Below are 8,024 nucleotides of genomic sequence, written 5' to 3'. Positions count from 1 at the left end.
CGCAGCCCGGTCCAGTCGTCGCGTTCGCCCAGGGCGCGCAGAAACGCCGGGGGCTGGCCCGGCCCGAGCGGTATCCCCAGCGTGTCGGCGGTCCTGAGCCGCGCGGCGGCCTCTTCGGCGGTGAGCTCCTCAGCCATGGCCGCTACCCTGCCATGCGACCCGGGAGCACCGCCCGCACTTGTGCACAGACAGCGTCACGCGGCCTCACGGTCCCGCCGGAAACCATTGGGCCGGGCATCGGCGTGACCACATGGTTTACTGAGTTGCATAGCTTGCCGGTCCGCCGGTGACCAGTTGTTGGGAGAGGTCGTGACGCGTAGCACCCGGTTGGCGCCGATGATCGGGCCGGACGCAGCCAGTGCCAGTTCGGCGGTCCGGTCCCCGAAGACCGCCGAACTCGTGGCCGGAACGCTGCGCCGCATGGTTGTCGACGGCACGCTCAAAGACGGCGACTTCCTGCCCAACGAGGCCGAGTTGATGGCACATTTCAGCGTGAGCCGGCCGACGCTGCGCGAAGCCGTCCGAGTGCTGGAGTCCGAGCGCCTCGTCGAGGTGCGTCGCGGTTCCCGGACCGGCGCGCGGGTGCGGGTCCCCGGGCCGGAGATCGTGGCGCGACCCGCAGGGCTGTTGCTCGAGCTGTCCGGTACCACGATCGCCGACCTGCTGACCGCGAAGTCCGGCATCGAGCCGATGGCCGCCCGCCTGCTCGCCGAATCCGGTCCCGCCGAGGCATTCGACGAACTCGAGCAGATGCTGGAGGTACTCATCTCCGACGGCTGGCAGTCGAGTCGCCTGGCCGAGACCACAGGGGCCTTCCATCTGCGGGTGGTGCAGCTTTCCGGCAACGCGACGCTGGGAATGGTCGCCGGCATGCTCCACGAGATCACCGTCCGGCACACGGCGTTCGTGTTCAAAGAACGCCGTCCGGTGTCTAAAGCCGACTACGACAAGCTCATGCGGTCCTACCGCAAACTCATGCAGTATCTCCGCGCAGGTGACGCCCCGGGCGCGGAAGCACACTGGCGCAAGCACCTCGACACGTCGCGCGAACTGCTGTTGACGGGCCTGGAGAGCGTTCCGATCCGCGACGTGATGGGCTAGGCGCAGCGATTCAGGGCGCGTCGGCGCTGTCCTTGCGCCACGTCACCGTGACCGGCACCGTGTCGTCCCACGGTTGCCGCGTCACCATGTCGGCGACCTGCACGTAACCGCGTTCGAACTCACCGGTGGCGGCGTCGACCAGGCGGTACTGCTGACGCTGCCGGTGAATCGGCTGCGCGTCGAGCAACATCACCCGCACCTCGCCCGGCTCGAACCCGCACCGTTTCTGCAGCGCGGCGATCAACTGCTCGTTGTGCATGTGCCCGTCGCCGAAGTTCCATCCGATCGCGGTGCTGCAGATCCGCTCCCCGTCGGTCAGCACGAAGTCGGCTTCGTCGTGCCCGGCCATCACGTGGTGCGCGAGGGTGAACATGGCGCGGCCGTGGGTGTTGAACGAGCGGAACGCGTACCCCATGTACTGGTACATCTCCGCGGTTTCCTTGCTGCCGTAGAACTTCTCCATCTGCGCGGCGGGCATGCTGGCGATCGCGACGATGCCGTTCTCGATCTTGGCCGCTGCCGACGGCTTGACGCACCACAGCGAGGTGTCCCAGTTGCCCGCGTAATACCGCATGCCGGGCAGGAAGGACACTTTGCGCGGGAACAGGTTTCCGATCACCACGGTGCCGGCCACGGCGGCGAAAAGCACGATCGGCCAGGGGCTCTGCAGATCGCCGAGACCCACGCCGGCATTGCCGACGAACAGCGCCAGCACGCTGAACATCATGAATACGTTCCACTCCAGCGGCACCCCCATCGGGATCGCCGACAGGATGCCGAAATGGAAGCAGATCATCACGAACGCGGCGATCGCGGTCACCCAGCCCCCGTGGCTGAAGAACAGCACCAGCGGGACCAGCATCTCGATCGCGGTGCTGAAGTGCGCGAGCCACCGCGACGCCCGCCCCGGCCGAAGGTCATCGGGGAAGTGCTCGAAGAACTTGCGTTTGATCCAGCGCGGCCGGAACACCGGGTTGTTGCTCATCATCGTCGAGATGACGAAGGGGAAGTGCTTGTTCAGCTTCGACGTCGCCGCACCCATCCAGATGACCAGACAGACCAGCTTGGCGGCGATGACGATGTCCGCGCCGCTGAACAGGAAGCACACCGCCAGCGCGCCGTACACCTCGCCACGTGCGGCCAGGAAGATCACCTTGTCGCGCAGTCCGGCCACGGCGAGCAGCCCGACGATCGTCGCCGTCTGCCAAACGGGCAGCACGCCGACCTCGGAGCCGAGCTCCGGAATCGGGCCGGTGCCATCAGAGAACAGGGCGATCACCAGGGCGACCAGCAGGGCGGCGTAGAGCAGCACGTCGAACGGCGTGCGCGAATCGCCCTTGGTGAGCGGGATGCGGTTCGGCCACGGTGGCAGCCGGATGGTCTTGGGCCGCAACCAGTAGAGGATCGAACCCAGTGGCGGGAAGAACCGGTTGTTCAGCGGCCCGAAGCCGCAGCCCAGCCCGACGACCTCGAACAGCATCGTGAAGAGGACCACCTTCTGGTACACGATCGGCTCGTGGTACCAGGCGCCGACGTTGGTGAACCCATCGATTCCGGCGGTGCTCAGCACGATCAGCCATGCCACGAGCACGTACAGCAGGATCTTCACCACGTAGAAGAGATGCAGCACACCCGGCGTTCCGAAGCCGACCTCGGCCCAGTGCCGTGCCATCGGGACGATCCGCTCGGCCCGAGTCCCCTTGCTCCACTCGGCGTAGTCGACGACGGGCGCTTCCTGCTTGAGAAAACCCATGCCGGTCAGACTAGAACGTGTTCCAGTTCGTCAGCACCGATTGTGCGGATTCCGCCGCCGGTCTATGCGTCCTGCTTGGCCGGCGGGCGGTAGAAGATCACCAGTTGCCCGATGCCGCCGCCGAGTCCGAGCACCACCGCGATCAGCAGACCCCACCAGCCGTGCAGCAGGTCGTAGAGGCCGGTGCCGGCGAAGAGCAGGTAATCGAGGCTGAGCCTGCCTGCCCCGATCGTCGCGACGGCGACCGCCGCGACCGCCAGCACGAGGTTGTACTCCCAGCCCTCCTTGACGATGAAGAAGCCGTTGGGCTTGTGCACCGTCCAGGCCGCCACCAGCATCAGCGCGACGAAGCCCGCCGCCGGGATCGGCGTCAGCAGACCGAGCGCCAGACCCAGACCGGCCGCCATCTCCGTGCTGGCAGCGACGCGGGCGTGGAACATGCCCGGCTTCATGCCCATACTGTCGAACCAGCCGGCGGTGCCCTTGAGGCCACCCTTGCCGAAGAACTTGTTGTAGCCGTGTGCCGCCATGGTCAGACCAAGGACAACACGCAGGATCAGCACCCCGACGTCGTAGGCAGTCATGTAACAGAATCTAGGCCATCTGTTACGCCGCCGCCGCACTACCCCGAGTGGTTACGCGGCGGGCACCCAGTTGCCGTGGAATCCGGCGGGCACCCGGTGTGGCAGCTTGATGGCGGCGATGTCCTCGAGAGTGCGCGCGTCGAGTATCGCCAGCTCGCTCCGATCCGTCGACCGGTCGTACACATAACCCATCAGCACCCCGTCATCTTCGGCGGAATCCGGTGATGACGCCTGGAAAACGAACTCGCCCAGTGCTTTTCCAGCGCCGAAGTACCGAGTCACGCTGTCGCCGCCCACCAGGTCGTGTTTGAGCAGCGTGTCACTGCCGTCGGTTCCCTCGCCGACAGCCGGTGCATAACCGTAGCGATGCCGCTTACCGACGAGCCGCTCGTCGACCCGCGGAAACTCCTGGGCGCGATCGTCGATCCGCGACTCCCGCACCTTGCCGGCGGCCAGATCGACGGTCCATCGCTCCAGTGTCGGCGGCCCCTCGTTGGGGCCGAGGTGGTCGGTGTCGAACATCTTCGGGTGCCGTACGACGTCGAGCACGATCGTGTTGTCGATCGGAGAGTCGTAGGCGTTCATCGGGTGGAACACGTAACACGGCTCGACGTCGAACCACCGCACATCGGCATTGCCGCCGTCGCGCGGCATGACGCCGATCCTGGCGGGGTACTTCGGATCCCACGAGTACGGGAATCGGCGATCCGAGCCACCTCCGGACGGGATGCGCGCGGCGACGGGGTCGGGAATGCGCACGCGACCGATCAACGCGGACAACAACAGTCGCGCGGGCAGCCGGAGACCGCGCGGAACCGACATGCTCGCCGCCTGCTCGGTGTCGAATGTGACCGGCAGGTCGTAGAAGACCACGTAGCGTTCGGTCAACGAGAAGTCGTGCATCATCGGGCTGCCGGTCACCTCGATGTCGACAGCACGCCGGGCACGGCCGTCGGCGCCGATCACGGAGTACTGCACCGCGTTTCCCCGCAGCATGCTGTAGGACACCGCGTGCAACTCGCCGCTGTCGGGGTCACGTTTGGGGTGGGCGGTGTAACCGCCGGTGACGGTGCCGTCGAAATCGCAGACACCCACGGTGTCCAATTCGTCGGTCAGTTCGTAGCTGGTGGCACCCCCTTCGATCAGCGCAAGCGTCGTGCCGGCGTGACCGATCACGTTGGTGTTGGCGCCCACCTGCGAGACCGGGAACCGACCGGAGGGCGTCTTTTCGCCGAGCGCCCTGGCCACGATAGGACTGCGGACCCAGCGGTTTCGGTACCACTCGGCCTTGCCGTCGCGAATGCGGATGCCGTGCACCATTCCGTCGCCGATGAACCAGTGGTACCGCGCCGGGTCGATCTCGCCGATGGGGTTGGGGCCGTTACGCAGGTAGCGACCGTCCAGATGGTCGGGGATGCGGCCCGTCACCGCCAGATCGGTGAGCGTGACCTCCTGCGATACCGGGGCGAACGCCCCCTGAAGGTAGCGGTTGTCCATGAAAACTCCCTATAACAGTGTTATTGCCGCACGCCCTCTGTATAACACCGTTATTCGGGTGAGGCAACGGTTGGCCGGCAGCAGTGGCGACCCGATCTCGGTGCCTTGTCCAGCTGGACAAAGCCTCGTGGCATATCTCATGCGATTCGCCAAATGATTCACGTCACATCCCCGGTTAACTGCACACATGACCGACTCCACGTACCAGATGCTGGCCATCGGACTGTATTTCGCTGCGATGATCGCGATCGGCTACTACGCCTACCGCCAGACCAGCGATCTGGACGACTACATGCTCGGCGGTCGAAGGCTCAGTCCCGGTGTGGCTGCACTGTCCGCGGGGGCGTCCGACATGTCCGGTTGGTTGCTCCTCGGGGTGCCCGGCGCCATCTACGCAGCGGGCCTCGGCGAGTCGTGGATCGTCATCGGCCTGGTCATCGGCGCCTATCTCAACTGGCGCTTCGTCGCGCCGCGCCTACGCGCCTACACCGCGATCGCCAACAACTCGATCACCGTGCCGAGTTTCTTCGAGAACAGGTTGCGTGATCATTCGCATGTCCTGCGGATCGCCGCCGGCGTGATCATCCTGGTGTTCTTCACGTTCTACGTGTCGTCCGGCATGGTCGCCGGAGGCGTGTTCTTCGAGACCACGTTCGGCTCGTCGTACCTGTGGGGCATGCTGCTCGTTGCGGGAATCACGTTGAGCTACACCCTGTTCGGCGGGTTCCTCGGCGCCACGCTCACCGACGTCGCACAGGGGGTGTTGATGCTCGCCACCCTCATCGCGGTTCCGGTCGTCACCATCATCGCCGTCGGCGGTCCCGGTGAGGTGCTCAACGCGATCCAGGCTTCCGACACCGCCCAGAATCTCGCCGACCCCGGCAACGAAATCCATCGCACCTCGCTGTTCTACGGAGGAAGTGTCATGGCCATCCTGTCCGCCGCCGCGTGGGGACTCGGCTACTTCGGTCAGCCGCACATCATCGTCCGGTTCATGGCGCTGCGCTCGCCCGCCGACGCCAAGGCCGGTCGCCGCATCGGCATCAGTTGGATGGTGCTCAGCTCCCTGGGTGCCATCGTCACCGGCTTCGCGGGCTTCGCCTACTTCTACGACCGTGGCGAAACACTCGACAATCCCGAAACGGTGTTTCTGCAACTGGCGCAGATCATGTTCCACCCGTTCATCGCCGGGATCGTGCTCGCGGCTGTGCTGGCCGCAGTGATGTCGACCATCTCCTCACAGTTGATCGTCTGCTCGTCGGCCCTCGTCGAGGACATCTACCGGGCGTTCGGCAAGGAAACGAGTCCGACGAGGCTGGTCGCCTACGGCCGACTCGGGGTGCTCACGGTCGCGATCGTCGCGATCGCCCTCGCGCTGAACCCGGGCGGAACGATCCTCGACCTCGTCGGCTTCGCGTGGGCGGGCTTCGGGGCGGCGTTCGGTCCGCTCATCATCTTGTCGCTGTTCTGGCGCGGACTCACCTCCCCCGGTGCGATCGCCGGCATGATCAGCGGCGCGGTGGTGGTGGGGATCTGGGGCCAGACCGAGGCGCTGGCCAGCGCGATGTACGAGATCGTTCCCGGCTTCATCGCCTGCGCGGTTGTTGCCACGGTGGTGTCGCTGATGACCGCGCGCCAGAACGACGACATCGAACGCGAGTTCACCGAGATGGACGCGGCAGTGCGTGAACCGGCCGTCGTCGCCGCCGCCGAATGATCACGGCGCGCGAAACAGGTGTCAGCCCGGCGATAACGCCGTTATGGTTACATTGCATACGTGACCGCACCCCGCCACTCCCTGATCGAGGCGGGCGTGCGCATCCTCGAGCGCGACGGTCTCCCCGCGCTCAGCGCGCGCAACGTCGCGGCCGAGACGGGCACCTCCACGATGGCGGTTTACACACACTTCGGCGGAATGACAGGTCTGCTCGACGCCATTGCCGGGGAGGTGTTCATCCGTTTCACCCAGGCGTTGACCGAGGTGCCCGAAACCGACGATCCCGTGGCCGACTTCCTGGCGATGGGACTCGCCTACCATGACTTCGCGCTCGCCAATCCTCAGCGATACCAACTGATCTTCGGCACCTCCGCACCGGCCTCGCTCACCGTCTACCGCACCGACATCACCGTCACCGGAAGCGCAACCAACCGCGCCGAATGGGCCCCGTCCTTCGGAGCGCTGCACAGTGCGGTGCGCCGGATGATCGCCGCAGGCCGCATCCGCGACGACGACGAACTGGCGGTGGCGGGGCGGTTGTGGAGCCTCAACCACGGCGCGGTTCTGCTGGAAATGGCAGGCTACTTCGGGCATGAAGGGCACGGACTCACCCAGATCCTGGGCCCCCTGGTGATCGACACCCTGGTGGGGATGGGTGATGACCGAGACGCGGCGATGAGGTCGATGAACGCGGTGCTCGCCGAGAACGCCTGACTCAGTTCCCTTTGCGCACTTCGTATTCCAGCCGCTCCACATAGGTATCGATGTCGCCGATCGCCGACTCGGCCGCATGGACGCTGATGACGATCGTCTCGCCGATGCCGTGCACACCGTGGGTCACCCCCATCATCGGGGACAGGCCGGGGAACCCGGCGGTCAGCAGCACCGGAGCCCCGCCGAGATGCAGATCCTTCGCGCCGCGATTCACGCTGGACACCACCGTGTTCCCGGTGGCCGTCGGCCACCGGCTGTCGGGATCGAACTGGGCTACCCCCCAACGGAGTACCGGTGCCGGAACAGTCGCGAATGCCGCGCTCTCGGCGCGCATCGCCGGGTGCGAGGCACGCCGCCGGCGTTGGTTCAGCTCGATGCTGATCCGTTGGGCCCGTTGGTCGAACTCCAGGTCCGGATACAGGCCGACACCGACGTTGCCGAAATGATTGTGCGCCGGACGCGGACCTGACTTGGCCATCGGCACCTCCGCCGCGAGTTGCGACGGGTCGTCGCCCAACCCACGGAGCTGCCCGGACAGCGCGGCGGACACCGCAGCCAGCACCCCCACTGTCACCGTCGGCCCCCGCAGTCGCTCGCGGTCACAGATCAGCGTCCGCACGTGGCGAGGCCCCGACGGTCGCGCGTTGCTGCGCAGCAA

General features: G+C 66.2%; 6 protein-coding genes and 2 pseudogenes. 3 read left to right on the top strand and 5 right to left on the bottom strand.

All coding sequences use genetic code 11. The annotated features are described in order from the left end of the window. A pseudogene (locus WA965_RS07895) lies at window positions 1–137 on the bottom strand (acetyl-CoA hydrolase/transferase family protein); the annotation flags it as partial. A gap of 172 nt (window positions 138–309) precedes the next feature. Between WA965_RS07895 and WA965_RS07890 the strand changes: the two are divergent. Then, window positions 310–1,101, top strand: a complete 792-nt coding sequence (locus WA965_RS07890) for an FCD domain-containing protein (protein WP_178358040.1) — start codon at window positions 310–312, stop codon at window positions 1,099–1,101. Between the two features lie 10 nt (window positions 1,102–1,111). On the opposite strand, the gene WA965_RS07885 is transcribed toward WA965_RS07890, so the two are convergent. The 3 genes from WA965_RS07885 to WA965_RS07875 all read right to left on the bottom strand — a co-directional run bounded on the left by WA965_RS07885 (window position 1,112) and on the right by WA965_RS07875 (window position 4,935). Then, window positions 1,112–2,854 carry a DUF3556 domain-containing protein gene (locus WA965_RS07885; protein WP_526301461.1) on the bottom strand — a complete coding sequence of 581 codons (1,743 nt, stop codon included), beginning with the start codon at window positions 2,852–2,854 and terminating at the stop codon, window positions 1,112–1,114. Window positions 2,855–2,916: 62 nt separating this feature from the next. Continuing rightward, window positions 2,917–3,438, bottom strand: a complete 522-nt coding sequence (locus tag WA965_RS07880) for a DoxX family protein (RefSeq protein ID WP_526301459.1) — start codon at window positions 3,436–3,438, stop codon at window positions 2,917–2,919. A gap of 51 nt (window positions 3,439–3,489) precedes the next feature. Then, on the bottom strand, window positions 3,490–4,935 hold the full coding sequence (locus WA965_RS07875; RefSeq protein ID WP_526301457.1) for a carotenoid oxygenase family protein: 1,446 nt from the start codon (window positions 4,933–4,935) through the stop codon (window positions 3,490–3,492). 187 nt (window positions 4,936–5,122) lie between these two features. On the opposite strand from WA965_RS07875, the gene putP reads away from it, so the two are divergent. Together putP and WA965_RS07865 are read left to right on the top strand one after the other, a co-directional pair. Next, the gene (gene putP, locus WA965_RS07870) at window positions 5,123–6,652 is read left to right on the top strand and encodes a sodium/proline symporter PutP (RefSeq protein WP_526301455.1); all 1,530 of its coding nucleotides are present in this window, start codon (window positions 5,123–5,125) and stop codon (window positions 6,650–6,652) included. A gap of 60 nt (window positions 6,653–6,712) precedes the next feature. Next, window positions 6,713–7,366 carry a TetR/AcrR family transcriptional regulator gene (locus tag WA965_RS07865; protein WP_526301453.1) on the top strand — a complete coding sequence of 218 codons (654 nt, stop codon included), beginning with the start codon at window positions 6,713–6,715 and terminating at the stop codon, window positions 7,364–7,366. Window position 7,367: 1 nt separating this feature from the next. Here the strand turns inward: WA965_RS07865 and WA965_RS07860 are convergent. After that, window positions 7,368–8,024: pseudogene (locus WA965_RS07860) on the bottom strand (DUF1298 domain-containing protein); the annotation flags it as partial.

The sequence above is a fragment of the Mycobacterium sp. genome (genome assembly GCF_049683935.1).
Classification (GTDB): Bacteria; Actinomycetota; Actinomycetes; order Mycobacteriales; family Mycobacteriaceae; genus Mycobacterium.
This window is presented reverse-complemented; position numbering and strand designations above follow the sequence as displayed.

What these genes read in the sequence shown, in the direction of transcription:
- WA965_RS07885 (WP_526301461.1), bottom strand. Translation starts at nt 2,854, where the DNA reads ATGGGTTTTCTCAAGCAGGAAGCGCCCGTCGTCGACTACGCCGAGTGG.
- WA965_RS07875 (WP_526301457.1), bottom strand. Translation starts at nt 4,935, where the DNA reads ATGGACAACCGCTACCTTCAGGGGGCGTTCGCCCCGGTATCGCAGGAG.
- putP (WP_526301455.1), top strand. Translation starts at nt 5,123, where the DNA reads ATGACCGACTCCACGTACCAGATGCTGGCCATCGGACTGTATTTCGCT.
- WA965_RS07880 (WP_526301459.1), bottom strand. Translation starts at nt 3,438, where the DNA reads ATGACTGCCTACGACGTCGGGGTGCTGATCCTGCGTGTTGTCCTTGGT.